Annotated in this window: 23 protein-coding genes; 18 read left to right on the top strand and 5 right to left on the bottom strand. The window is 44.4% G+C overall.

The window, feature by feature from the left end; genetic code table 11:
* The coding region (locus AB5Z01_RS04120) for a hypothetical protein (protein WP_368365345.1) at positions 1–211 on the bottom strand (211 nt) is incomplete at its 3' end.
* A gap of 257 nt (positions 212–468) precedes the next feature.
* On the opposite strand from AB5Z01_RS04120, the gene AB5Z01_RS04115 reads away from it, so the two are divergent.
* Positions 469–1,098 carry a phosphoribosyltransferase gene (locus AB5Z01_RS04115; RefSeq protein WP_022288693.1) on the top strand — a complete coding sequence of 210 codons (630 nt, stop codon included), beginning with the start codon at positions 469–471 and terminating at the stop codon, positions 1,096–1,098.
* A gap of 246 nt (positions 1,099–1,344) precedes the next feature.
* On the opposite strand, the gene AB5Z01_RS04110 is transcribed toward AB5Z01_RS04115, so the two are convergent.
* Both AB5Z01_RS04110 and AB5Z01_RS04105 read right to left on the bottom strand, forming a co-directional pair.
* Complete coding sequence (locus AB5Z01_RS04110) at positions 1,345–1,896, bottom strand: TIGR04002 family protein (protein WP_287215722.1); 552 nt, start codon at positions 1,894–1,896, stop codon at positions 1,345–1,347.
* 368 nt (positions 1,897–2,264) lie between these two features.
* Positions 2,265–2,699 (bottom strand): Rrf2 family transcriptional regulator, encoded by a 435-nt coding sequence (locus AB5Z01_RS04105; protein WP_117863625.1) that lies wholly within the window; start codon positions 2,697–2,699, stop codon positions 2,265–2,267.
* A gap of 204 nt (positions 2,700–2,903) precedes the next feature.
* Here AB5Z01_RS04105 and zapA point away from each other — a divergent pair, with 204 nt between their 5' ends.
* From zapA to AB5Z01_RS04055, 10 genes are all read left to right on the top strand, one after another.
* A complete protein-coding gene (gene zapA, locus AB5Z01_RS04100; protein WP_022288696.1) occupies positions 2,904–3,410 on the top strand; it encodes a cell division protein ZapA in 507 nt (168 codons plus the stop codon).
* The gene (locus AB5Z01_RS04095; RefSeq protein ID WP_368365344.1) at positions 3,410–5,482 is read left to right on the top strand and encodes a DUF3656 domain-containing protein; all 2,073 of its coding nucleotides are present in this window, start codon (positions 3,410–3,412) and stop codon (positions 5,480–5,482) included. The genes zapA and AB5Z01_RS04095 overlap by 1 nt, the downstream gene beginning before the upstream one ends.
* A gap of 1 nt (position 5,483) precedes the next feature.
* On the top strand, positions 5,484–5,924 hold the full coding sequence (gene dut, locus AB5Z01_RS04090) for a dUTP diphosphatase (RefSeq protein ID WP_022288698.1): 441 nt from the start codon (positions 5,484–5,486) through the stop codon (positions 5,922–5,924).
* Positions 5,925–5,942: 18 nt separating this feature from the next.
* Positions 5,943–7,091 (top strand): amidohydrolase, encoded by a 1,149-nt coding sequence (locus AB5Z01_RS04085; protein WP_117923344.1) that lies wholly within the window; start codon positions 5,943–5,945, stop codon positions 7,089–7,091.
* An 827-nt stretch (positions 7,092–7,918) separates the two neighbouring features.
* Positions 7,919–9,982 carry a chemotaxis protein CheA gene (locus tag AB5Z01_RS04080; protein ID WP_368365343.1) on the top strand — a complete coding sequence of 688 codons (2,064 nt, stop codon included), beginning with the start codon at positions 7,919–7,921 and terminating at the stop codon, positions 9,980–9,982.
* Positions 9,983–9,984: 2 nt separating this feature from the next.
* The gene (locus AB5Z01_RS04075; protein WP_022288702.1) at positions 9,985–10,428 is read left to right on the top strand and encodes a chemotaxis protein CheW; all 444 of its coding nucleotides are present in this window, start codon (positions 9,985–9,987) and stop codon (positions 10,426–10,428) included.
* A gap of 25 nt (positions 10,429–10,453) precedes the next feature.
* On the top strand, positions 10,454–11,290 hold the full coding sequence (locus AB5Z01_RS04070; RefSeq protein WP_022288703.1) for a protein-glutamate O-methyltransferase CheR: 837 nt from the start codon (positions 10,454–10,456) through the stop codon (positions 11,288–11,290).
* A complete protein-coding gene (locus AB5Z01_RS04065) occupies positions 11,287–12,276 on the top strand; it encodes a chemotaxis protein CheB (protein WP_368365342.1) in 990 nt (329 codons plus the stop codon). Before AB5Z01_RS04070 ends, AB5Z01_RS04065 begins: the two co-directional genes overlap by 4 nt.
* Before the next feature lie 25 nt (positions 12,277–12,301).
* Positions 12,302–12,766 carry a chemotaxis protein CheW gene (locus tag AB5Z01_RS04060; RefSeq protein ID WP_022288705.1) on the top strand — a complete coding sequence of 155 codons (465 nt, stop codon included), beginning with the start codon at positions 12,302–12,304 and terminating at the stop codon, positions 12,764–12,766.
* A gap of 2 nt (positions 12,767–12,768) precedes the next feature.
* Positions 12,769–13,611 carry a fumarate hydratase gene (locus tag AB5Z01_RS04055; protein WP_038670264.1) on the top strand — a complete coding sequence of 281 codons (843 nt, stop codon included), beginning with the start codon at positions 12,769–12,771 and terminating at the stop codon, positions 13,609–13,611.
* A gap of 197 nt (positions 13,612–13,808) precedes the next feature.
* Here AB5Z01_RS04055 and AB5Z01_RS04050 read toward each other — a convergent pair whose 3' ends face one another.
* Positions 13,809–15,101, bottom strand: a complete 1,293-nt coding sequence (locus tag AB5Z01_RS04050; protein WP_287216269.1) for a sodium:alanine symporter family protein — start codon at positions 15,099–15,101, stop codon at positions 13,809–13,811.
* Positions 15,102–15,243: 142 nt separating this feature from the next.
* Between AB5Z01_RS04050 and AB5Z01_RS04045 the strand changes: the two genes are divergently transcribed.
* The 6 genes from AB5Z01_RS04045 to AB5Z01_RS04020 all read left to right on the top strand — a co-directional run bounded on the left by AB5Z01_RS04045 (position 15,244) and on the right by AB5Z01_RS04020 (position 23,012).
* Positions 15,244–15,699 carry a hypothetical protein gene (locus tag AB5Z01_RS04045; protein WP_046440618.1) on the top strand — a complete coding sequence of 152 codons (456 nt, stop codon included), beginning with the start codon at positions 15,244–15,246 and terminating at the stop codon, positions 15,697–15,699.
* Positions 15,700–15,723: 24 nt separating this feature from the next.
* Positions 15,724–17,211 (top strand): PH domain-containing protein, encoded by a 1,488-nt coding sequence (locus AB5Z01_RS04040; RefSeq protein WP_368365341.1) that lies wholly within the window; start codon positions 15,724–15,726, stop codon positions 17,209–17,211.
* Positions 17,212–17,764: 553 nt separating this feature from the next.
* Positions 17,765–18,298, top strand: coding sequence for an RNA polymerase sigma factor (locus AB5Z01_RS04035; RefSeq protein ID WP_022288710.1), 534 nt, complete (start codon positions 17,765–17,767; stop codon positions 18,296–18,298).
* The gene (locus tag AB5Z01_RS04030; protein ID WP_332009494.1) at positions 18,298–20,760 is read left to right on the top strand and encodes a hypothetical protein; all 2,463 of its coding nucleotides are present in this window, start codon (positions 18,298–18,300) and stop codon (positions 20,758–20,760) included. The genes AB5Z01_RS04035 and AB5Z01_RS04030 overlap by 1 nt, the downstream gene beginning before the upstream one ends.
* A gap of 216 nt (positions 20,761–20,976) precedes the next feature.
* Positions 20,977–22,329, top strand: a complete 1,353-nt coding sequence (locus tag AB5Z01_RS04025) for an MATE family efflux transporter (RefSeq protein ID WP_368365340.1) — start codon at positions 20,977–20,979, stop codon at positions 22,327–22,329.
* Between the two features lie 167 nt (positions 22,330–22,496).
* Entirely contained in the window at positions 22,497–23,012 is a 516-nt protein-coding gene (locus AB5Z01_RS04020) for a hypothetical protein (RefSeq protein ID WP_267300745.1), read from the top strand.
* A 352-nt stretch (positions 23,013–23,364) separates the two neighbouring features.
* Here AB5Z01_RS04020 and spoVAC read toward each other — a convergent pair whose 3' ends face one another.
* Entirely contained in the window at positions 23,365–23,811 is a 447-nt protein-coding gene (spoVAC, locus tag AB5Z01_RS04015; RefSeq protein WP_022288714.1) for a stage V sporulation protein AC, read from the bottom strand.
* Positions 23,812–24,098: 287 nt separating this feature from the next.
* Between spoVAC and AB5Z01_RS04010 the strand changes: the two genes are divergently transcribed.
* Positions 24,099–24,938, top strand: a complete 840-nt coding sequence (locus AB5Z01_RS04010) for a hypothetical protein (protein WP_278645431.1) — start codon at positions 24,099–24,101, stop codon at positions 24,936–24,938.
* Positions 24,939–25,103 lie beyond the last annotated feature (165 nt).

The following is a 25,103-nucleotide window of genomic DNA, read 5'->3' as shown; positions in this document are numbered from 1 at the left end:
CGCCGCAGAGCTTTCCGTCACAATGGAGCTGTCCTCCGTCTGAGGGCTGTCCGCATACACCGCCCACGGTATTATCATCATAAGCGACATCACAGCCGCCCCAAGCCCCGACAAAAGCTTTCTCGTCCTCATATAAAAAGACCTCCTCCGATACGCCATTTATCAACAGCAAAGCTTTATCACAGAGCTGCTTAAAGTTTTCCTCATTCAATTATACACATTTTCCAATAAAATTACAAGCAGAATTTTGTACAAATCATACATTAGTTTACACAACAATATACACAACACCTCACGAATTACAAATAAATCGCTGTAAATTTTGATTTATCAGTTTATTAATTGTGTATTGTCACAAAAATATATAGCAAAATTCATCAAAAATAGCATTGAAAATCTTGTTCATATGTGATATAATAACGAATAGCAACATACTGTTCACACTTTACTTGTAAGGAGGTCTTTATTTTGGAAGAACGTATGCAAATTATACAGGCAGCAGGCAACAGCAAGATACAGATAGGCGTTATACCGGGTCACTATGCAACTAACCACTCGCATATCAATTATTATGTAGATATAACATCTCTTAAAACTGGTTATAAAATGGCAAAGGAAGCCGCAAAGGCATTGGCAGCCACCTATGTTTCAACACATATCGACACTATCATATGCCTTGAAGGCACAGAGATCATCGGTGCCTTTCTCGCTGAAAGCCTTGGCGAAAGCGGCATAAACAGCGGTGCAGACGTAAATGTAGTAACGCCTGAGCTAAACGCTGTAAATCAGATGATATTCAGAGATAACACTCAGAAGAAGATATGGGGCAAACAGGTGCTTCTGCTTATCGCTTCCGTTTCAACTGGAAAGAGCATAAACAGAGCAATGGACTGTCTGAAATACTATAACGGCAACCTTGTAGGAATAGCTTCCATATTCTCCGCTATCAAAGAGAACAACGGCACTGCTATCCACGCCCTTTTCACAGAAAAGGATCTGCCTGATTACATGACATATACATCATCAGAATGCCCAATGTGCAAATCAGGACAGAAGGTCGACGCTTTGGTAAACAGCTTCGGCTATTCAAAGATATAGTTTGTAACTTCATTCTCCATAAAAATAACGTTAAAGGGACGGAAAATCAAATTTCCGTCCCTTTTTCTTTTGCCAAAATGTCAAATCAACGGGCGAACACTGTTCGCCCCTACATACAAACAGCGTATTTACGTCGTTTGTAGGAAATTGAGGCGTCACGCTTGTTTGAGCCTTTTTTTCTTTTGCAAATAATGTGTAGGGGCGACCTGAGGTCGCCCGCTTTGTTTCACCGCTATGACGTCTACTTTAACCAAACAAATGTGAAAACTTCTTTTTAAGCCCAGCCTTGTCAAAACCAAGACCAAGCACTATATAAAGTATCGAGCTTGCAAGCACCTGTATGCAGTAAGCAGGAGTCTGACCGAAAGCCGAGATTATTGCGCTCTTTGAGAAACCGCCTGCCATAAAAATTCCCTCATAAAGACTGTAGCATACCACGCATATAACAAGTGCAGGGATAATGCCGAGAAGATTTCTCACGCAGATTATCTTCTCTGTCTTTCTTGAAAAGCAAAGAGCAGTTATCGCCTTTATAACGATAGTTCCAGGAAGCCATACCACAAATCCCGAAAGTCCGTCTGCAAGACCTGCTCCGATAGCGCCTGCCGCCATTGCATAAGGTGTAGGAAGCATTGAAGACGCAAGATAAATAAGTCCGTCACCTGCGTGTGTGTAGCCTGCACCCGTAGGAATGTGCAGCCATGCCGTAAGAACATATATCATAGCCGCAAAAAGACCTGTCACACAAATAAGCTGAATATGCTTTGTTGAATTTTTTACCTGAACTGTTGTACTCATTATTATCACTCCAATTTAATTTCTATCCTTATTTTATACCTCCAGACTATGATTTGCAAATGCCTCAGTTTCGCACTTTTTCCACCGCAGATTGTATCTTTTGCACAATTCAAAAGTCCTATCCGAACATCACATTTGTGCATCAAAGCAATACCATATACCACAATATTTTTACAAGAACATGACAAAATCAATTATGCACAAAACCAAGCTGTCATATAGGCTCTCTTTTGTGCTATAGGTAGAAGATAAAAAGGCGAAAAAAAGAGCGGTCATAGGCAAGACCACTCCATTCTGCAAACAGACAGCTTAAAATCGCACAAAAAACGCATAAAAAATGGGCGAGCAAAGCCCGCCCCTACAAAATATCAAATAACGTAATCATCTATCCTTGCATTTTCCTGATTTACAAGGTCCTGCAAGGTAATGCCGTCAACAACATCATTTATAGCACCGTAAAGCTTTTTCCATACCGTCAGCGTTGCACAGCTATCCTGACGTGGACAGGTATTTTCTTCCCCCTCCAGACAAGCCACAGGAGCAAGACTGCCCTCTGTGAGCCGAAGTATCATTCCCACAGTGTATTCCGCAGGCGTTTTTGCCAGCTTGTATCCGCCCCCTGCACCACGAACGCTCTTTACAAAGCCCGCTCTTGCAAGAATGGATATTATCTGTTCAAGATACTTGTCGCTGATGTCTTGTCTTTCAGCGATCACTTTGATAGGCACATATCCGCTCTGCTCATGTAAAGCAAGGTCAAGCATAAGCCTCAGTGCATATCTTCCCTTTGTGGATATTTTCATCAGCGTCAGATCCTTTCATAAATCCTATAGAAAATCTATGATTAATTATATATCATATTTGTAAAAATGTCAAGCAAAAACCACCGCAAAGGGCGTATTTACAAAAAACTTCTTTTTACCCTCTTTATTTTTCTCAAAAAGTAGTGTATAATACAATTAAGTATACAAGTTCACAGCAAAGAAAATAAAGGGAGGTCAAAAGCTATGAAAAACAAGCTTAAAGTAAATATTTATAACCGTACATACAATCTGCTTTCCGAAGAGTCGCAGGAGTATACCAATAAACTTGCGTTGGTGATAAATTCAAAGATAAAAGGCATGATGAAAGCTATCCCGAGCCTTTCCGTTCAGGACGCCGCAGTGCTGACAGCACTTGATTGTCTTGACGAGCTTAGCAAGGCAAATCAGAATATCGAAAATATCCGCACCCAGATAAAGGACTATGTTGACGACGCAGGCAGAGCAAGAAGTCAGGCTGACGAAGCTCAGAAAGAAATAAGAGAGCTTCAGGCAAAAGTCCATGACCTTGAAGAACAGCTCGAAGCACGCACAGTTGTAAAAAGAGAGCCTGAGGACGAAGTTATAAACGCAAACGAGCTTCTTTCGCAGGAGATAAAGAACGCTATTGAAAGACCTGTCCACCCTAATCAGCCTAACAACGGCAATTTTGTCGGCACAGTAAATTACAGACCCGAGGGAGGAAGCCATTAATGGCTCACAAAGCTGAGATACTTGCCCCCTGCGGTTCTTTTGAAACTCTCGAAGCCGCCCTCAGAAGCGGCTGTGACGCAGTTTATCTCGGTGGAGAGAAATTCTCCGCCAGACAAAATGCCGCCAATTTCACAGATGAACAGTTAAAAGAAGCCGTAAGGCTCTGTCACCTGCGAGGTGTAAAGGTCTATCAGGCGATAAACACTGTTGTCTTTGACGAACAGCTTGAAGAGTGCAAAAAAGCCGTCAAATTTGCCGCAGAAATTGGCGTTGACGGACTTATCACCCAAGACCTGACCCTTGTGAAAATATGCCGTGAATGTTGCCCCAGCCTTGAATATCACGCCTCCACCCAAATGACCATCCACAGCGAAAGCGGTGTGAAAACGGCTAAAAAACTTGGTTTTTCAAGAGCTGTCCTGTCAAGAGAGCTTCCCGAGCATACCATAAAAGACCTCACCGCCCTTGGCATCGAAACAGAGGTCTTTGTCCACGGCGCACTTTGTATGTCCGTGTCAGGTCAGTGCTATATGAGCGCGTTGATAGGTTCGAGAAGTGCCAACAGGGGACTTTGTGCACAAGCGTGCAGACTTCCCGCGCAAGGGGATAAGATAACAAAGGGGCAGGAGCGTTACGCCCTCTCTCTGAAAGATATGTCCTATGTTGATAAGCTCCAAAGGCTCGAAAAGGACGGAGTTTCCTCTCTTAAAATAGAGGGCAGAATGAAGCGCCCCGAATATGTTGCGGCGGCAGTGAACTGCTGTAAAAATTCTCTCGAAAACAAGCCTTATGACCTGAAAGCCCTTGAAGCGGTCTTTTCCCGCGGGGGATTTACAGACGGCTATTACAATGGCAGATTAGGCAGAGAAATGTTCGGCACAAGGCAGAAAGAGGACGTTTCCGCCACCGCCAAAATTCTTCCCGAGCTCCATGAGCTTTACCGCAGATGTGAAAAGCGCACAAAAGCCTTTTTCACCATAAAGCTTCAGGAAAGTTCTCAGGCGGAGCTTTCTCTCCGTGACAGCGAGGGAAACACCGTGACCGTTTACGGCGATATACCACAAAAAGCCTTGAAAAAGGCCTGCGACAGCGACTATGTAAAAAAACAGCTCTCCAAGCTTGGGGACACCATATACGAGTTCGGAGGACTTGAAGCCGCCATAGGCAAAGACCTTGCCTATCCAGCTTCCGCACTTAATGACCTAAGGCGGCAGGCGGTAGAAAAGCTTGACCAGAAGCGTATAGACTTTTTCACCCATACCGCCGATTTTACCGACAAATCACTTGCCGATCTTCCTACCCTGCCAAAAGCCTATGAACACAAAAAGATCCGCATAATGCTCTCAAAGCTCTCTCAGCTTGAGGGTGTTGACCTTGACAAAGCAGAGCTTGTGGGCGTGCCAATAGAGATAGCGTCAGAAGCGGCAAAGATCGTGTCAGACAAAAGCAAGCTTATGATAATAATGCCACGCTTCACATTCGACGAGAAAGCCCTATGTGAAAAGCTTTCATCCGCAAAAGAAGCAGGCATAACAAAAATGCTTGCCATGAATATCGGCCACTGCCTTATTGCGAATGACCTTGGCTTTGAGCTTCACGCAGGCTATTCATTCAATCTCTGCAACTCAGCCGCATTGGACGAGGTAAAAAAACTTGGTGCAAAAGACTGCACAGTGTCCTTTGAGCTTAAAGCGTCGCAGATAGAAAAGTTAAAGAAGCCCATTGAGATAGGCTTTGTGGCATACGGCAGACTTCCCCTTATGCTCACAGCAAACTGTCCTATAAGAAACGATATAGGCTGTAAAAACTGCAAGGGCAAGCTTTTTGACCGCACAGGCAGAGAGTTTCCGGTGAGATGTCCAAAGGGCAGAGATTGTGCAGAGATACTAAATTCCGATATTTTGTACCTTGCAGACAAGCTCGACGATTTTGACAATGCCGACTATATGGAGCTTCACTTCTATGAGGAGAACGCCCACAGGATAAACGAAATAATAAAAGCCTACAGTGGCGAAAGGGGTGCAAAGCCCGAAAACGCCACCAACGGCCTATACTACAGAGGAGTTTTATAAAATGAGATTACTTATAAAAAAGCTTAAGGAAAATGCAGTTATCCCTGCAAGACAAACAGAATTTAGCGCAGGCTATGACCTTTGTGCCTGCACAGACGCACCTGTTACCATAAAAGCAGGTCAGACCGAGAAAATACACACAGGCATATCAGCCGAGGTTCAGGGTGAGAAAAACTGCGTTCTTCTTATCTATGCAAGAAGCTCACTCGCATCAAAGTTCGGCATTGCCCCTGCAAACTGCGTTGGCGTTGTTGATTGGGACTACAGAGGTGAGATTATCTGCGCTCTCCACAACAGTTCAGACAAGGACTACACCATAAACAGTGGCGACAGGATCGCACAGCTTGTGATAACCCCTGTTTTCACTCCCGAAGTAGAGGAAGTAACAGAGCTTTCCGATACAGAGCGTGGCGCAGGCGGCTTTGGCTCAACAGGCAAATAAGAATGGTGAAAACTGCATATGAAAATTTACAACGTTAAAATAAAGACCATGGACAGCGACAGACGTGTTATTGAAAACGGCTGGGTTGAGATAACAGACGGCATTATTTCCGCTGTAGAAAGCGGCTCTCCCGAAGCTGTCACAGCCGAGGACATAAACGGCAACGGCAGAACAGTTTACCCTGGTTTTATCGACATTCACACACATCTTGGACTATCCACAAGCGGCGTAGGCATGGAGGGCGAGGATTTCAACGAGGAATCTGAACCATGCACAGCACATATCCGCATTGTTGACGGCATAAACCCCATCGACTATTCCTTTGAGCTTGCAAGAAAAGCAGGTGTAACATGCTGTCTTGTATCCCCAGGCTCAGCAAACCCTGTTGCAGGCAGTATTGCGGCAGTAAAAACCTATGGCAAGCGAGTAGATAAAATGCTTGTAGGCACAGTTGGAATGAAATTCTCAATGGGCGAAAACCCTAAACTCACCTATTCTGACAAAGAGGACGCCCCCTACACCCGAATGGCAGTGGCAGGCATAATAAGAGAAGCACTTATAAAGGCGCAGAAATACGGTGAAGCGGTCGAGCGTGCAATGGGAAGCGAGGAGGATATGCCTGAGTTTGACATGAAGTCTGAGGCTCTGCTCCCTGTTCTCAGAGGCGAAGTCAAGGCGCATTTTCACTGTCACAGGGCGGACGATATTTTCACCGCCATAAGGATAGCGAAAGAATTTGAGCTTGACTATGTGCTTATACACTGCACTGACGGTCATATCATAGCCGACGAGCTTGCAGAGGAAGAAGCAAGCTGTGTGATAGGTCCTGTAATATGCGACAGGTGCAAGCCTGAAATGGCAAATCTTACCCCGGCAAACGCAGGCATACTTTCTTCTCACGGCATAAAGGTAGCTATCTGCACCGACCATGCAGAAGTGCCGATAGAATATCTGCCCTTGTCAGCGGCTATTGCAGTAAAAAACGGTCTTGACTATGAAAAGGGCATTGAAGCTATCACCTGCACAGCGGCAGAGATAGCAGGCATATCCGACCGGGTAGGCTCTGTAAAGACAGGGCTTGACGCAGACCTCACCCTATTCAGCGGCGACCCCCTTGATGTAATGGTATCACCTGACATGGTGATATGCGGTGGAAAAATAATTTGATATGATACTAATGCGAAACGTTTTTCGTTTCGCATTTTTTATTTGCGTTATCTGCACATTGTCAATTTTTTAAACCATGTAGGGGCTGGCGACCTCGACAGCCCACACCTGTTTGCCTGTCCATTCTTGCGGTAACCATACAAAGTTCGGCACGTTGTTTCAAAATGCCATATGGCACATATACACAATATTGCGAAACATAACCACTAAAAATTATTGCACAAACCCCAATAACCCCACAAATGGCGGTAGGGGCGAACAGCGTTCGCCCGCCTTTATTCGCCTACATGGTTTGTACAAATTCAACCCCCGCAACTCCTCGAAACGGGACGTCGTGTTTCTGCAAAGCAGAAATTGCGCTGCTCCCCTACAGGTATTCGGGCAAGTTTCTGCCGCCGCAAAATCGCTCCGCTCTTTGCGGATATACGTTTTGCTTTGGGATAGAATAGCGGTGCAGATTGTGTTACTCCGATATTTCTTTTGTCTGATAGCTTATTTCTATATGCTTTTAATACTACAATCTGCACCTAGTCGGCTATCGCCGAATGAGGCTCTGCCTCATACTCCGCTAGGGGCTTTGCCCCTAGACCCCACAAGCCCTCCAGCGCCGAGCTTGAGCGTGCGCTTTATCTATCGCTTCGCTCGGTGCTTGGGGGCAGCTTTGCTCATTCCTAATTCCTCATTCCTAATTCCTCATTCCTAACTCCTCACTTGATCGTTTCTTTTACTTAAAATGCACAAAAATGCTTGAAAAATATCAAAAAATTTGCTATAATATTATTGATTATATCCGTATGCTTCAACAGCACCGAAAGGGAGTGACTTTTTTGCCGAAATTTGAAAGCGGTATGGAAAATATGGCGGATATGTTCGTCTTTGAAACAGGCGACCTTCTGGAAAAGTTGGACGAGATCCTTATGCGCACCGAGCAGGAAGACTCTATCTCCTCCGACGATATCAACGAGATATTCCGTACCATGCACACTATTAAAGGCTCTGCCGCCATGATGAGTATGCACAATATGTCTACCCTTGCCCACTCAGTTGAGGATCTCTTCTACATTATCCGTGAAGACCCTACTGTGAAATATGACAAGCCTGCTCTCTATGAGCTTCTTTTCTCAGCCTCCGATAACCTTAAATCAGAGCTTGATTCACTCTATGACGACGCACCGCTCACCGATTTTTCAGAGCTTGAAAATAAGATACACGCCTTTGCAGCCACCATGAAAGGTCAGCCTGCCACAGACAGTTCCGATACTTACTCAGCCGATACCGACACCTATGAGGGGCTTTTCCCTGATGATGAAAAAGAGGGAGTCCTCACCTATAAGATCACATATTCCGAAAGCTGTGCAATGCCTGATATGCGTGCATTGGTGCTTTTGCGTGCTTTAGGTAAAATGTGCGAGGTAATAAAAACTTTTCCTGAGGATCTTGACGCCGACAATGCAGGGGACGAGATATCCAAAAAGGGACTTTACATAAAGCTTATCACCGATGACCCGAATGGCGTTCTTGACCTTATGAAAAACGCCGTGAACGTTGACAAAGCCGAGCAGGTGAAAAAGCCTGAGCAACCTGCTAACGCAGCCAAAAAACCTCAGCCTGCCCAAAAGTCTGCTCCGGAAAAGTCAGCCCCAAAGCCTGCTCAGCCTGCAAATGCAGTCCCCAAAAAGCATGCCGAAAAGCATGAGCAGTCCATGATATCCGTCAAGCTCGATAAGCTCAACAGACTTCTTGACCTTGTGGCTGAGATCGTTATAACCGAAGGTTCTGTTATCTCCTCTCCCGACCTGAAAAAAGCCGAGATAAACCTTGACCGCTTCAATAAATCCTCCCGTGAGCTGAAAAAGCTTACCGATGAGCTTCAGGACGTTGTAATGTCCATACGAATGGTGCCTGTTTCCACAGCATTTCAGAAGATGAACCGTGTTGTCAGGGATATGAACCAAAAGCTCAAAAAGAACGTTACTCTTGTGTTTGAAGGGCAGGAAACGGAAGTGGATAAATCTATCGTAGATATCCTCAATGACCCCCTTATGCACATTGTAAGAAACGCAGTTGACCATGGCATAGAAGACCCCGAAGTCCGTGCAAAAGCAGGCAAGACCGAACCTGCCACAGTTACTCTAAGCGCAGGCTATGACTCCAACGAAGTGGTTATCTCCTGCCGTGACAACGGTGCAGGAATGGATACCGCAAAGCTTATGGCGAAAGCCAAGAAAAACGGTATGCTCACAAAGCCTGAGAATGAATATACCGACAAAGAGATATTCAATTTTGTCGTGGCCGCGGGCTTTTCCACCAATGATAAAATAACCGAATATTCAGGCAGAGGCGTGGGAATGGACGTTGTAAAGAAAAACCTAGAGAAAGTCGGCGGAAAGCTCTATGTTGACTCCAAGTTTGGCGAAGGCTCTGTCTTTACTATCAGGATACCACTTTCTCTGTCTATCCTTGACGTTTTAAGCGTTGACGTAGGGGGCGAGAATTTCTCTCTGCCTGTTTCCGCAGTTTCCGAAGCTTTCTCCTGCAAAGCCGAAAGCTTTATCACCGACCCCGAGGGCAACGAGTTTATAATGCTCCGTGAAAAATGTCTGCCTCTTATCAGAATGAGCGACCATTTTGATATACCAAATGCCGAAAAGGACGTAACAAAGGGCATAATGCTCTGTTGTAAAGACGGTGGCAAGGAAGCCGTCCTCATGGCAGACAGGATAACAGTTGACCAGCAGGTGGTAGTAAAACCGTTCTCACCTCTCCTTGACGCCTATCCCCTCAAGGAATCAGGCATGGCAGGCTGTTCGGTCCTCGGTGACGGCAGTATAACCATAATACTGGATATGAAAGAATTTCTCGGCAATTATGACTTCCGAAAGGGTGAATAAAGATGTCAGAACAGGATATAAACGAATTTTGTCAGAAGGGCGGAAAAATACTCTCCTTTGTTTCTGATGAAAAATATTACGCCTTTGAGGTAAAAGATGTCACCGATATAATAGGGCTTCTTCCCGTCACAAGGCTCCCGAAAACACCAAAGTTCATAAAAGGCGTTATAAATCTGCGAGGAAAAGCAGTTCCCGTGATAGATCTCCGCCTGCGTCTTGGACTGCCCGAAGGGGAGTATGACAACAGAAGCAGTACCATAGTGATAGAAGTCGGCTCAAATCAGGCTGGCATAATATGCGATAAGGTCTTGGACGTTGAGGATATCCTCCCCCAGCAGACCGCCGTGTCGCCCGTAAAAAACAGCCTTGTAAAATGCTTTATAAACGCAAACAACAAAAACATATCCCTGCTTGACCCTGATATTCTGGTCAGAACAAACAGGTAAAACATAATAACAAGGAGGAAGAGGAATGCTGTCACGTCTTGAGATCTCTCAGTCAGACTTTGACGAGCTTACTGCATTCATAAAAGAAAAATACGGCCTTGACCTTGCAAGGAAAAAGTCTATCGTTGAAAGCAGGCTGAGCAACTATGTATTGGACTGCGGCTTCAACAGCTTTTCAGAATATCTCAGCGCCGTCTACAGCGATGAAACAGGCAGAGAAACTGCCAACCTTATAAACCGCCTTACTACCAACCATACATATTTCATGCGTGAAACGGACCATTTCCAACACTTCATGGAGAAATTTCTCCCCTATGCCGAAAAAAATGTCCTCGATCATGATATGCGTATATGGAGTGCAGGCTGCTCATTCGGCAACGAGCCATATAATCTTGCCATGTGTATGGACGATTATTTCGGTTTTGACCGCCGTTTCTGGGACTTGAAAATACTTGCCACGGATATCTCCCTTAACGCACTGCGTTCTGCCAAAAACGGCATTTATACCAGTATGTCCATAAAGAATATCCCCGAAGATTGGCGTAAAAAGTATTTTCACCCATATTCAAACACAAAAGATCTCTGGCAGGTCAGCGATACAATAAGGCAGAATGTTGAGTTTCGCTACCACAATCTTATGGATGATTTCACTTTCAAAAAGAAATTCGACCTTATCGTCTGCCGTAACGTCATGATATATTTTGACGACGATACAAAAGCCGAGATATGCAGAAAATTCTATGACGCAATGGAGGAGGGCGGCTATTTCTATATCGGTCACGCAGAATCAGTGCCGAAGTATATGCCTTTTGTAAAAGTTGCCCCTGCAATATACCGCAAGCTGGGAGGGGATAAAAAATGACGCCTCTCTTTCTTGTGATAACCGAAAACAAAGCCTTTGCACAGCTTTGCAGAAAAGCCCTTACAAACGCAGGCTTCCAAAGCTCAAAGCTTGCCTCAGCCTGCCTTAGCAACGGCAGAAAAAGCGTCACTGCCCTTTCTCCCGACTATGTTCTTCTCGACGGTGATTGCCAAGACAATATGGACGACTACATCATAAGCCTTGCCCCACGATATTCTGTGCCTATAATCTATCTTACCATTCAGCATAACAATAAATATCCCATGATGCAGGCAGGTGCCATAGACGTCGTATATAAACCTGACGGCACTCCGTCTGATAACGAGCGTTTTCAGAAACGCTTTGCCGAAAGCATACAGCGCCTTGAAAAAGCAAGAGTTAATTCTGTTGTGCATATACCTGCCATAAATACCTCCAGAATAATAGCCATAGGCGGTTCAACAGGCTCAACGGAAGCCCTGAAAGCTATCCTTAAAGACCTCCGCCACGACCTGCCTCCTGTAGTGGCAGTCCTGCATATGCCTGCAGGCTATACAAGGATATATGCCGAACAGCTATGCACTGAAACCGGTCACAACGTTGTGGAAGCCAAAAGCGGTCTGTATCTCAGCCAAGGCATGGTGGTAATAGCGCAGGGCGGTCAGCACCTTAGATTGTTCAGGGATAAAAAAGGCTATTTTGTCACCTCTGAAGCAGGCGTAAAGGTTTCAGGTCACTGTCCGTCAGTTGACGTGCTTTTTGACTCTGTGGCATACAGCGCAAAGCGTAACGCTATAGGCGTTATCCTCACCGGCATGGGCTGTGACGGTGCAAATGGTATGCTCAACATGAAGAAAATGGGAGCATATAATATCGGACAGGACGCAGAAAGCTCCATAGTCTATGGTATGCCCAAAGCCGCATATGAAAACGGCTCAGTGTCAAAGCAGTGTCCCCTTGACAAGATAGCACAGGAGATACATTATCGCATCGACAACGGCTTATGATAAAATATAACAAGGAGGGATAGCTGTGGAAAACAGCAGATATCTCATTTTCACCTCAGCAGGGCGAAGCTTTTCACTGCCCTTTGAGGATATAAAAATAATCATAGCGGCGCAGACCCCAACTCCCGTGCCTGATTTTCCCGATTATGTGCCGGGAACAGTGGTGAACGAGGGCGAGGTAGTGCCTGTCATAGACCTGCGCAGACGTTTCCACTATGAGCCAAAAGAGATCTCCGACAGAGATTGCATAATAATCACAATGGGCGAAGAAGTTTCCGTAGGGCTTTTGTGCGACAACGTAGCAGGCTTCACGGATATTCCCGAGGATAAGCTGTGTAAAGCCCCAAACGTCAACGAAGAAGCCTGCGCAGATTTTCTAAAAGGAGAATTTCTTCTGGAGGGCAAGCCATGCTATGTCCTTGACAGCGAAAAAGTAATAAAGCTCAGCGACCGTGAAAAGGTAGCAAATACAGAGCGAAAGGATAAATAAAAATGAGAGAGATAAACGTTTCAGAAGTAGAAGAACTTGTAAGAGATCTGTGCATAAAAGCCAATCTGTATCTTCCTGAGGATATGGAAAGCTGTATAGAGTGCAATGCCAAGAAAGAGCAGTCCCCAGTGGGAAAGAACGTCTTTGCTGATATCCTTGACAATATGAGAGTAGCAAGAGAAGAAACTATCCCTATATGTCAGGATACAGGCATGGCAGTTATCTTCATGACTATAGGACAGGACGTGCATTTTGTAGGCGGTTCGCTGAATGAAGCCATAAACAAAGGCGTAGCAAGAGGCTATACAGAGGGCAGACTGCGCTGTTCCATAGTATCCGACCCATTGGAAAGAGTAAACACAGGGGATAATACACCGCCTGTTGTGCATCTTAAAATAGCAGAGGGCGAAAAGGTAGAAATAATGGTGGCACCAAAGGGCTTTGGCAGCGAAAATATGTCACAGCTTAAAATGATGACCCCGTCAGTTACCGAGGACGAGATAGTGGATTGGGTAGTGTCAGTGTGTGCAAAAGCAGGTTCTAACCCATGTCCGCCAATAGTCATAGGCGTAGGCATAGGCGGCGACTTTGAGAAGTGCGCATACCTTGCAAAGAAAGCACTGTGCAGAAGCGTATCAAAGAGAAATCCAAAGGAACGTTATGCAAAGCTTGAAGCGAAAATGCTTGAGAAGATAAACCTCCTTGGCATAGGACCACAAGGCTTCGGCGGCACACAGACCTGCCTTGCAGTAAATATAGAAGAAGCACCGACCCATATCGCAGGCCTGCCGGTGTCAGTGAACGTAGGCTGTCATGTGACAAGACACGCAAGCGGAGAAATATAAGGGCATAATGTGGAGGCGAACAGTGTTCACCCGCCTTTGTTCGTTTGAATGACTTCACGAAAAAGCAAAACTCACTACTTCGATAACGGGACGCCGAGGGCGTCGTCCCCTACAACTTCATCGTGCCGCAAAATCGCTCCGCTCGGTGTTGGATATCCCACTCTGGTCAGCTTTGCCAATTCCTCACTCCTCATTCCTCACTCCTCATTCCTCATTTCTACCTCTTTTCTCCACAACACCAATACCCCGATAACATTCGGCACTGCCATAAGTCCATTGAAAATATCCGACACTCCCCACACAAGCTCCATGCTCCACATCGTTCCAATGCACCCACAAGCTATAGCCATGATCCTATAGATCATATCACTTCGAGGAAAAAGGTATCTCCAAGCCCTCTCTCCAATGAAAAACCACCCTGCCACTGTCGCTAATGCAAAAAGTATCAGCGAACCTGACATGAAATACTTCCCCGCTCCACCAAGAGCAGCATTGTAAGCCCGCACTGCCATATCCTCCCCCGTGAGGTCAGTTCCGCTTATTATTATCACCACAGCCGTCAAAGTGCATATGACAAAGGTATCTATAAAAACCTCAGCCATTGCCCATGTTCCCTGCAATTCAGGCGACTTTATCCTGCACGAGCTGTGTACTGCCACCGTCGAGCCTAAGCCTGCTTCGTTTGAAAACGCTCCACGCTTTAACCCCTCCACCATGGAAAATATTATCGTCCCTGCCACCGAGCCTGTTATGCAGGCTGTGGGGCAAAAGGCGTTTTTTACTATCATTGCTATCGCTCCTGCGGCTTTTAATGGGTGAAATATTATCACTCCCAAACTGCCGCCTATGAAAAGCACCGCCATTATCGGCACAAGCTTTTCGCAAAGACAAGCTGCTGAGTTTTTTCCCACAGCTACTAAAAATACGAAAATAAGCACCACAAGTGCAAATATATATGAGGGTATCCCAAACCCCTCTCGGGCAGCCGCAGCCGCCGAACCCGTCTGCACCATGTTACCCATTCCAAGGGACGCACCCACCGTAAAAACTGCAAACAAAACAGCCGTGAGCTTCGTTCTGCCTATCTTTTCGAGATAAGACGCCGCACCGCAAAGCTTTCCGTCAGAGCATCTCACTCCCAGATAGTTTTCGCAGTAAGCAAGCCCCATTCCGAAAAATGCAGACACCCACATCCAGAATACCGAGCCTGCGCCCCCTATCCTGATACATTCCCCCACGCCCACCACCGAGCCTGTTCCTACAGTTGCCGCAAGCGCCGTGGAAAATGTCTGAAACTGCGAGAGAGAATCGCTTTCGGAGCTTTCTTTTTTAAACAGCGTAAAAACCGTTTTCTTCATTATTTTTAAAATGTGTATCTGTGGAAATCCAAGCTTTATGCTCAGATATATTCCGCCTCCAAGCAAAAGTATCAAAAGCGGAACGCCCCACAAAAACGAATTTATCTTGTTTATTATAGCCGTAAGTTCCATAGCTTTCCCCCGAAAACACTTTTTTCGTGCAAATAATTGCCTTATAAATGATATGATATAAAAGGGAGATTAATTCTTGAAAACTGAGATAACCATACATACAAATACGCAAAAAAACAAACAGCGAGGTGAACGTCCTCAAATGCACAGATATAAGCCCTCAAAAATACCGCTTTTTATCTTCTGGGCTATCCTTGCGGTAATATTGTTTCTTATCCGCTATGCGGTCAATCTCATAGAAAAACTTATCCCATTTTCCGTGAATTATATCCTTATGCCAATGTGGATAATCGCCGCACTTTTTTGCCTGCTGGTGCTTCCCTTTTATTTCATCAGATCTTATTTCACCGTCAGCTCAAAAGAAGTCACCGCCTTTACAGGGCTTTTCTTTACCATGCGGCATTTTATGCCCACCTCGGCAATAAAATCCGTCACAACTATCATAACCCCACTGGGCAGTATAACAGGACTGAATTTTGTTGTCCTAAACGCCTTGGGCGCAAGACTTCTTATACCTTTTATGAGCCGCCGTGACGCCATGGAAATATCCGCCATAGTAAACAGCTCCATACGAAACAGAGAACGCAAAGAAGACTAGATACCATAGACAGGAAAGGTTTAAATGAGCCGCAGAGAAACTATCAAAGAAAAAAGAAGCTGGCTGAAGAATTTCTTCGCCCACCGCCAGCACCCTATAATGATATTATCTTATACAACTAAATATATGTGGCTTCTTGCTATCCCTCTTGCCAAGTATCTCATAGCCGCAAAATTCAACTTTCAAAGCTGGTTTCAGGCACATTGGGTTGATATCCTCACTATCACATTTATCTTCGGCTACGCTTTCCTGCGCTGGATATTTGTCTACTATGAGCTTGAAGAAGATTGCATCATAGCCCACACAGGCTATTTCGGCATAACACGAACAAAGGTCTATTTTGCCGAGATAAGCTCATTGTCACTGTCGCAAGGATATATTTCCAGACTTATACATTCCTGTGCCGTATACATAGACACCGATGCAAAATCACTGCAAAATGCAGATATAATGCTCACCCTTACAAAAAAACGAGCCTTTGAGCTTTATCATTTTGCCACTGCCAAATGCAAAAACAAACCTAAATATGTCTACAACTCAAAGAAAAGCCTGCTCGTTATATTCTCTCTTATCTTTTCATCAACTCTGTCAGGCATGATAATCGTTCTGTCGGTACTTTACGAAGCATATAGGATAGTAGGCCGAGAGGCGGAGGAACAAATACTCCGCAGAGTGAATACGGAGATAGCAAAAGTTCCAGTGCTTGCAGAAGTGCCTGAATATATCCTTATCGCAGGCGGTGTGCTGGCAGGAGGCTGGCTCATATCATTTCTGTCGAATCTAATGCGCCACTGGAATTTTTCCTGCACACGCTGTTCCGACCTTTTCATAATCAGAAGCGGGATAGGCACAAGACGCAGACACGTCCTCTATAGAGATAGAGTAAACTATATCGACCTAAGACAATCATTGCTTATGAAGATATGCAAAATAACCTCTGTGTCTGCCCACTGTACAGGATACGGAAAAAGACGGCTTGAAATATCAGCACTTATACCGATAACGACAAACGGACAGGTAGACCGCTCCCTGAAGATGCTCATGCCGAAAATACCGCCTGTGAAAAGCGACATCTCCACAGGAAAAGCCGACCTTGGCAGATTTATAACGATACCGCTCATATGCACGTTTATACCCATCGTATCAGGAAGAGGAGCGCTTTACTTTTTTCCTAACTGGAAAAGAGAAATAACCATACTTGTTATACTAACTACCATACCATTGCTGTGGCTCGTGATAGTCAAGGCGGCGGCAGCGTTCACAACGTCAATAGGCTTTGAAAACGGGTATTGTACATTGTCATATTGTAAATGGTATAGCTTTCATAAATCAATAGCCGCACTTGACAGAGTGTCAATGGTAACTGTCATGCAAAATCCGTTTCAGAAGATAAGCCATACTTGTGCCGTGAGAGTTTATACCAATTCGGAGAGTACAGACTATCATACTATAAAGGGACTTAATTATGATAAGGTTATAAAATTGTTGAACAGGAATGGGTATGCGGTGTGAAAAATGAGGAATGAGGAGTGAGGAATGAGGAATTAGCATAGCAGACCAAAGTTACCCCCTCAGCACCGAGCGAAGCGAGCAAAAGGACCAGGGACACGTCCCTGGTCAGGGTCAAGGGGTGAAACCCCTTGTGGGTACAAGGCAAAGCCCTGTCGGAGTATGAGGCAGAGCCTCATTCGGCGCAAGCCGACCAAGCGGTGCAGAGTAAAGCAAAAAAGCATATAGAAGTAGTGCTTTATTATAAATGTATATCGAAGAAACAAAATCTGCACCGCTTTTCTATCCTCCTGCACAAAGTAAAATCCGCAAAGAGCGAAGCGATTTTGCGGCGGTAAAACTTGCGACCATAATGTACCAAAAAGTGCGGATATGCAGGGTTTGACAGACGACCGACACGGGCGACCAGAGGTCGCCCCTACACAGTTTGATAAACAAATATCATCAGGGACGACCACCTCGTCCCCGATTTTTTTATTCAAAAAAATATTTTTCACTGCAACATTTCAGTGAAAAATATACACTTATATTATGACGGACGACAGGGGGGATCAGATTGGACAAAAAGGGAAGAAAAAAGCTCGCAGAACTTGCGGTGAACGGCGATACGGACGCCTTTTCTAAGCTCTATGGAGAGATATATAAGGAGCTTTATTATTACGCCCTCGCTAACCTGCAAAATGCCGAGGACGCCGCCGATGCAGTGCAGGACGCTGTGCTGGACGGCTATATGAGCATCTCCTCGCTGCGGAAAAGCGAAGCTTTCGATAGCTGGATGTTCAAAATTCTGGTCGCCAAGATCAAACAAAAACAAAAGGAATACGCCCAAAGACGCTCTAACCTCGATTATATTAATGAAAGCGACGCAATAATCAAGGACGAAAACGGATTCGAGCGGTGCGAGATCTTAGAAGAGTTTGCTGATCTCAGTGAAGCGGAAAGACTCTGTATATCACTTCACTGTATAGCAGGCTACAAAGGCAGGGAGATAATGGAGATAACAGGTATTAAAGATACGACAGTCCGTTCCCATATATCCAGAGGTAAAGCAAAAATACGCAGTAAGCTGTTTGGAAAGGAGGTGACATGATGAGAAATTTAAGAAAACGCAGAAAGCTTATCAGACAAATGGAACAGGCAAACAAAATTCCTGATAAGCTCATGCCCCAGGAAATAAAAGATATGCTGGACGTGGCAGGCTTCAGACCCGTTATCGAAAATACTCCAAATAGTGCAGAGATAAAAATAAACAGCGGCAGAAGCAACGCCCTGAGATGTCTGGCTGTGGTGGCGGCTTTCGTCCTTGTGGTAGGCGGATTTGCTGTGCTTAGGTTCAGCAATACCCAGTTCGTCAAAAAATACCCCAATTCCGCTTCTTCACAGTCCGCTGACGCCTCAGGTCTTGACGGCCTCCGTGGAACGACCTATAAGGGTCTTTACAACTATATAAATAGCAACAGCAAAAACATAGAGGACTTTATAGTTGACAATAGCTATATATTCAAAAATATCGACGCTTTGTCTGTTGATGACGATGACTATGTGGCTTTGTATAAGCAGGCGCTCAGAGATCACCAGCTCACCCCTAACCCCGCTGGTATACAGCTCACTCGCTCAGGCGTGGATATCACCCCCACAACCAGCATAGATGAGCTGGAAACAAACATAACCTACGGAAATGCCCATTTCATTACTGACAATGGCGGTATCGACGTTTATATTACCCAAAACGGAAATATCACAAAGTCAGAACAGGATATCTTTGCGGAAACCTTCCTTAAAAAAGGTCTTGTCGACATTGCCGAATACGAACAGTACGGCTGTAAGTTCGCACCAAGCGTTGTTGCAATGTATCTGGATAATAACGAGCTTTACGCTTTCTTCGACTTTATCTTACCCGTGAAGTCAGGAAAGAAAAACCTCGATATCGAATACTGCGGAATGTGCGTGTTTGACGTGAGCGACCCTGAGAATATCAAGCTCATAAGCGAGTTTGAACAGCCCGGCGTGCTGGAGAGCATAAGAAAAGTTGACGGAAAATTTTTCATCGTGTCACGCTACACCCGAGCGGCTTCACTGCTCTTAGATGACCAAAAGCCCGAGGATATCGCACCCGTGCGATACATCAATGGTGAAAAACAGCTTTTTGAAGAAAGTGAAATGTATATCACAGCCAGAGATAATACACCGTCCATGATCCTGCTTTCGTCCTTTGACGGAAAAAATCAAGGCTCATACATGGCTTCAAAGCTTATCGCCTGCGGTGAAAGCAGCATCTTAATGGGAACAGACAACATTTATATTTTAAGAGCATATGGCTTTGAAAAAACAGACGATGATTACAGCACAGTGCCAACAAGAGCGCTTATTACAAGAATAAACTACGGTGGCGGCGACATGGAGCTTAACAAAACCCAGACCGTCACAGGCGCAGACGCCGAGCATATAAGCCACGCCATATCAGGAGATGAGTATAACGGCAGATTGTCGCTGTTCTCAAACGACTCTGCAAACATTTACGATATCAGCACACTCAATACCTATTATAGCGGCATTAATATCTGCACCCTGTGGCTTTTTGACAATGACCTTGGCGTCCCTGTGAAAAATACCCTCACATACGAGGACATCGATTTCGAAAGCGTAAGATATAACACGTTCTATCATTCTATGCTGTATGTTTACAGAGATTATTCTTCCGCATATAACAATGATGACACTTATCAGCAAGCGAACAATATCCAGCTTGATGAAGTATATGATTTCTCAGACCCTAACAAGATAACTCAGGTGACCCCTGATGATAAAGTGATAGCAGTGTCAACGGCAAACAACATTTTCCATTATGACCTGACGAACTATAATGACGATATCGCAGTGCGCACCGACAGCACGTCATTTGACTCTTTCAGCGTAAAGATACTCGACAAGAGCAAAACAGAAAAGCAAGAAACGCTTTTATACGGCTCAAGCGGCAAGGGCATAGCGAATGCTAACGGCACAGTGGATCAGGTGCAGGTTTATGACACAAAGGTAGTAAAGAAATTCAACTTCTTCAAGACTATACAGGAATACAAATATCACGAGAAAGAAATGGGAACAACAGTTGACGGAAAGGATATGACCCAAAGATCCGCCAGCACTATTTCTTCAAACTCCATAATAACAGACAACGAAAACGGATATATAGCCATACCATTCTATGACATAACCACAGTAGGCAAGACCGATGACGGCGACAATTGGGAATATACCTATTATGAAAAAACTATTGAAAAAATTCTGGTAATGAAATATAACATAGAAACCAAAACCTTCAGCGAGTATGGAACTATAAAGCTTGACGAATATACAGATTATTTTGACGATTATTTCGATCAGGCTAGCGAAGACGAGATCACGGCTATGGTCAACGACAATGACCAGAAAGATCGTTACCGCAGTGCATTCGTTCAGGACGGATATATTTATATCTTCTCCGACAGACAGATACGCTCATACAGCTATGCCGATCTCTCAAAACCCACTGACAGTGTAGACATAGTTAAATAAAATTACACCAAACTTCCCCTTTAGCACCCGACGGATAAATTTCTGTCGGGCGTTTTTTTGCTAAAACGTTTTCGTTATTGCACACAAATAAAACCACCGCAAATTGTATAGTATGTACAATAAATGTTCACAGTAATATAACCAATTGAAATTCTATTTGTGCTAAAATAATATGGTTTTAGGAATAAATATAAGACATAAATAGGAGAAAGAATTATGAAAGACCTAACGAAAGGAAATATCACAAAGCTTATTTTAATGTTTTCCCTGCCCCTCTTGCTTGGCAACGTTTTTCAGCTTTTTTATAATCTTGCCGACACCCGTATCGTGGGTCAGACCTTAGGCAAAAACGCCATAGCCGCCCTTGGCGCAACTTCATCAGTGAACACCGTCATAATAGGCTTTCTGAACGGTCTTACAAACGGCTTTGCCCTTGTGACAGCACGCTTTTTCGGTGCAAAAGAGTTTGACCGCCTGAAAAAGTCCGTCGCCCACGCCCTTACCCTCGGTATCGCAACGGCAATAGCCCTAACCGCCCTCAGCCTTGCCTTTATCGACCCACTGCTGAAAGCGTTGAACACGCCTGACAACATCTTTAAGCAGGCAAAAACCTACATAGTCATAATCCTTGCAGGAATGATAATATCAATGTTCTATAACATCTGCGCAGGTGTCCTCCGTGCAGTCGGCGACACTGTTTCGCCACTTATCTTCCTTATAATATCAACTATCGCTAATATCGGGCTTGACCTGCTCTTTATCCTGGGCTTTAAAATGGGTGTTGAGGGTGCGGCATATGCCACCCTTATCGCACAGGGTATCTCAGTTGTGCTTTGTGTAATATACATCATTAAAAAACACAAATTTCTTATCCCATCAAAAAGCGACTTCCGCTTTAACTTCAAGCTCGCAGGAGATATGTATGCAACAGGAGTTTCAATGGGACTTATGATATCTCTCGTTGGTATCGGCACTGTTATAATGCAGGGCGCAATAAATATCTTCGGCACTGACATAATAGTCGCCCACACCACCGCAAGAAAAATATCTGAGATCTTTATGCTCCCTATATCCGTTTTCGGTGCAGCTTCAGCAACCTTTTCAAGCCAGAACTACGGTGCAGGCAGGATAGACAGAGTAAAAGAGGGCGTGAAAAAAGCGACCCTCATAACATGGGGCTGGTCTGTTATCGTAATAGCCGCAACATGGCTTTTCACACCATTTTTCGCACACCTTATCACAGGTATCAGCGACCCTGAGATAGTGGGTACAGTGGAAAAATACATGAAAATAAACACAGCATTTTACTTTATCCTCGGCATAGTAATAGTTTTCAGAAACGCACTTCAGGGCGTAGGAGATAAGATAACACCTATAGCTTCAAGCATAATAGAGCTTTTGGGCAAGTTCGCAGTGGCAATGATACTCGCCCCACGCATGGGATATTTCGGCATCATGATAAGCGAACCCCTTGTGTGGGCAGGCATGGCAGTGATGCTCGGCATAGGATTTGCCGCAAATAAGACATTCCGTAAAGAGAATATCCCCAATACGGCAGAGCAAATGTAAATAGTTTGTTAATTCACATAAAACAGATAGCTCCCTGTGTAGAAAAAAGTAAGCCACTATTGATTTTATCAAAGAAACGTGTTATAATTAGTAAAAACATACAATCCACAAAAGTGTGGCTAACATACCATAGACGTGAAAGGGGGAAATGCCTGCAAACGGCAGGCATGACAGAAAAAATGCTTTCAAAAATATTGTCAAAAGAGGAATGTGCAAAGTGCAGGATATGCTGCTGCTTTGACAGCTATGATATATGGGAAACACCGTATATCTCACAAACGCTTGCAAGCAAGATATTGCAGGAATATACCCCTAAGCAGGAATTTATAAAGAAGGAAAACCACTTCTTGTTCAAAATGGATAAGGAACAGAATGCAGACCTGTATTATTGCCCAATGCTGGATAACGAGAAGGGCTGTATATTAGGCGACGACAAACCGTTCGACTGCAGGATATGGCCGCTGAGAGTAATGGCACTAAATGAAACTAAAGTAATAACATTGTCGCCGGTCTGTCCTACTATGAATGAAAAGTCCATAAAGGAGCTGACGAAAACGGCTAACGAGCTGGCAGATCAGATATTTGAGTATGCAGACGAAAATCAGGAAGCCGTGAAACCGTATCTTGACGGCTATCCAATATTGGTGGTAGAGGGCAAAAAGTATAAGGATACCCTCGTATAAAAAGTAAAAATCAAAAAAACAAAGCGGTGTCGGAGTGAAAAACTCTGCACCGCTTTTTCTATCCCATAGCATAAAGTAAAATCCGCAAAGAACACCAGCGATTTTGCGACGAAAAAAATCGACACAAATGTGTAGGGGCTGGCGCCCCCGACAGCCCGCACCTGCTTGCTGCTCAATCATGCGGTATATGCACAATGAACTGCATAATATTTCCCAGCACGGCACATCTACACAAATTCGTGATAAAGCCAAACCTTATCGCTCTCAGAACGGGACGTCGTATTTTTGCAAAGCAGAAATTGCGCCGCTCCCCTACAGTGAGTTTGTGCGGTTATCATGAATTGCAAGCAGCTTACCTCAAAAACAAATAATAAATAAGCCCGTAAAGCACACTAGCCAAAGTGCCGTAAAGAATAACAGGTCCGCTGATAATGAAGATCTTCGCCCCAAGCCCAAGAATATATCCCTCCGTCTTGAACTCAAGAGCAGGCGCCGCCACAGAGTTCGCAAAACCTGTTATGGGTACAAGCGTACCTGCACCTGCGTGCTTCGCTATGCGGTCATACCAGCCAAGACCTGTGAGAAGAGCCGATAAAAATATCAAAGTTATTGATACCGACATTGAGGCGTTATCCTTGGATAAACCTAAATATAAATACATATCCATAAGCGATTGCCCAATAACGCATATAAGTCCGCCAAATAAAAACGCCTTCGGTATGGTCACCCACCACTTTGTCCCCTTTGACGCCTCTTTGTACATCTCGCTGTATTGTGCCTTGCTCAAATTTATATCCATTTTGTTCTCGCTCCTTTTTGTTTCTGACTGCCAGTATTGTGCCACATAAAGCTCAGGTTATTCATATTTTAAGTACACGATTTTCGCATGATTTGTTCAATATGTTGCTGTAAGGTTAATATTTTTATATAGTTTCAACAAGTTTTGTATAATGTAAACGATTTATCATAGGGAAATTTGTTAAAATAGTATCTTGAAAAAAATGCGAAAATTTTGTATCATATTCATTAGAGATATTCTATCTTAGGGGTAGTGTAACTGCCATTATTTTTCAGGAGGTTATTATAATGAAAGCTAAAAAAATTCTTGCTGCTGTCACAGCTCTTTCTCTGACAACAGTAGTATTCGCATCATGCGGCGATTCAGCTGATTCATCAAGCACACCTGCCGCAACAACAACTACAGCTGCTACTACAACTACAGCTGCAACAACTACAACAGCTGCTACAGAGGATTCTGCTGCAACAGGCGGCGGAGCAGGCGACTCAGCTGCAACAGCAGACAGCACAGCTGACTCAAAGACAGAGGGCGGTGACTCTGATTACACACCTGTAAAGACATTCGAGGGCTATGATGCATTCCTTATGTTCGGTGACGGAGAGTGGCTCTGGGGCAACTGGGAAGGTCAGGGCGAACCTGAAGCTACTAAAGCATTCGGCGTTGACGCTGACATAACAGGCGACGGTGAGTACACAGTTTCTATCACAAACGCTTCTATAGCTTATGACGATCCAGACGAGGGCATCAACCCACAGATCGCTCTTGACGGCGACTATGCTGTTGGCGCTCAGGGTTGCGTAGTAATGTGCGTTGATATCATCGGTCTTCTTAACGGCGAAAAACTCAAGGGCACAGGCGATCCTAAGACTGATAAGGAAACTCCAGGTAAGTACAACGCTGACGATCTCAAGGTAGAGCTTAAGTCTATCAAGGCTGACGGTCAGGAAGTTGCATTCGATAAAGCTAAGATCAAGTATGGCAACATCGAGGACAACAACAACTGCTACAGAATCGAGATCTACAACGATTACGGCGATACAGCTAAGGATTCTCCTATTGACAAGGACAATCTTGCATTTGAGGACAGCCTTGAGATTACATTCTCTATCGAGGGTCTTTCTGAATAATTTTTCATGAAAACTAAGAGCAGATCGCAATATGGTCTGCTCTTTTGTATTTTTATACATCTTTCCAGTGACAAAAAGTGTGACAGATTTTTTTAAAATAGCTGTCACACTTTTATGTTGACATGAAACTAATGGGAATATATAATAATAGTATTATAGTAATTC

Origin of the sequence: Ruminococcus sp. RTP21359st1_H3_RTP21359_211015 (assembly GCF_040909065.1) — a bacterium.
GTDB classification, from domain to species: Bacteria; Bacillota; Clostridia; order Oscillospirales; family Ruminococcaceae; genus Hominimerdicola; species Hominimerdicola aceti.
This window is presented reverse-complemented; position numbering and strand designations above follow the sequence as displayed.

Bases quoted from the DNA above. Each gene is read 5' to 3' on its own strand.
- AB5Z01_RS04110 (WP_287215722.1), bottom strand. From the start codon at position 1,896: ATGAGTACAACAGTTCAGGTAAAAAATTCAACAAAGCATATTCAGCTT.
- AB5Z01_RS04105 (WP_117863625.1), bottom strand. From the start codon at position 2,699: ATGAAAATATCCACAAAGGGAAGATATGCACTGAGGCTTATGCTTGAC.
- zapA (WP_022288696.1), top strand. From the start codon at position 2,904: ATGAAAAACAAGCTTAAAGTAAATATTTATAACCGTACATACAATCTG.
- AB5Z01_RS04095 (WP_368365344.1), top strand. From the start codon at position 3,410: ATGGCTCACAAAGCTGAGATACTTGCCCCCTGCGGTTCTTTTGAAACT.
- dut (WP_022288698.1), top strand. From the start codon at position 5,484: ATGAGATTACTTATAAAAAAGCTTAAGGAAAATGCAGTTATCCCTGCA.
- AB5Z01_RS04085 (WP_117923344.1), top strand. From the start codon at position 5,943: ATGAAAATTTACAACGTTAAAATAAAGACCATGGACAGCGACAGACGT.
- AB5Z01_RS04075 (WP_022288702.1), top strand. From the start codon at position 9,985: ATGTCAGAACAGGATATAAACGAATTTTGTCAGAAGGGCGGAAAAATA.
- AB5Z01_RS04070 (WP_022288703.1), top strand. From the start codon at position 10,454: ATGCTGTCACGTCTTGAGATCTCTCAGTCAGACTTTGACGAGCTTACT.
- AB5Z01_RS04065 (WP_368365342.1), top strand. From the start codon at position 11,287: ATGACGCCTCTCTTTCTTGTGATAACCGAAAACAAAGCCTTTGCACAG.
- AB5Z01_RS04055 (WP_038670264.1), top strand. From the start codon at position 12,769: ATGAGAGAGATAAACGTTTCAGAAGTAGAAGAACTTGTAAGAGATCTG.
- AB5Z01_RS04050 (WP_287216269.1), bottom strand. From the start codon at position 15,101: ATGGAACTTACGGCTATAATAAACAAGATAAATTCGTTTTTGTGGGGC.
- AB5Z01_RS04045 (WP_046440618.1), top strand. From the start codon at position 15,244: ATGCACAGATATAAGCCCTCAAAAATACCGCTTTTTATCTTCTGGGCT.
- AB5Z01_RS04040 (WP_368365341.1), top strand. From the start codon at position 15,724: ATGAGCCGCAGAGAAACTATCAAAGAAAAAAGAAGCTGGCTGAAGAAT.
- AB5Z01_RS04030 (WP_332009494.1), top strand. From the start codon at position 18,298: ATGAGAAATTTAAGAAAACGCAGAAAGCTTATCAGACAAATGGAACAG.
- AB5Z01_RS04025 (WP_368365340.1), top strand. From the start codon at position 20,977: ATGAAAGACCTAACGAAAGGAAATATCACAAAGCTTATTTTAATGTTT.
- AB5Z01_RS04020 (WP_267300745.1), top strand. From the start codon at position 22,497: ATGACAGAAAAAATGCTTTCAAAAATATTGTCAAAAGAGGAATGTGCA.
- spoVAC (WP_022288714.1), bottom strand. From the start codon at position 23,811: ATGGATATAAATTTGAGCAAGGCACAATACAGCGAGATGTACAAAGAG.
- AB5Z01_RS04010 (WP_278645431.1), top strand. From the start codon at position 24,099: ATGAAAGCTAAAAAAATTCTTGCTGCTGTCACAGCTCTTTCTCTGACA.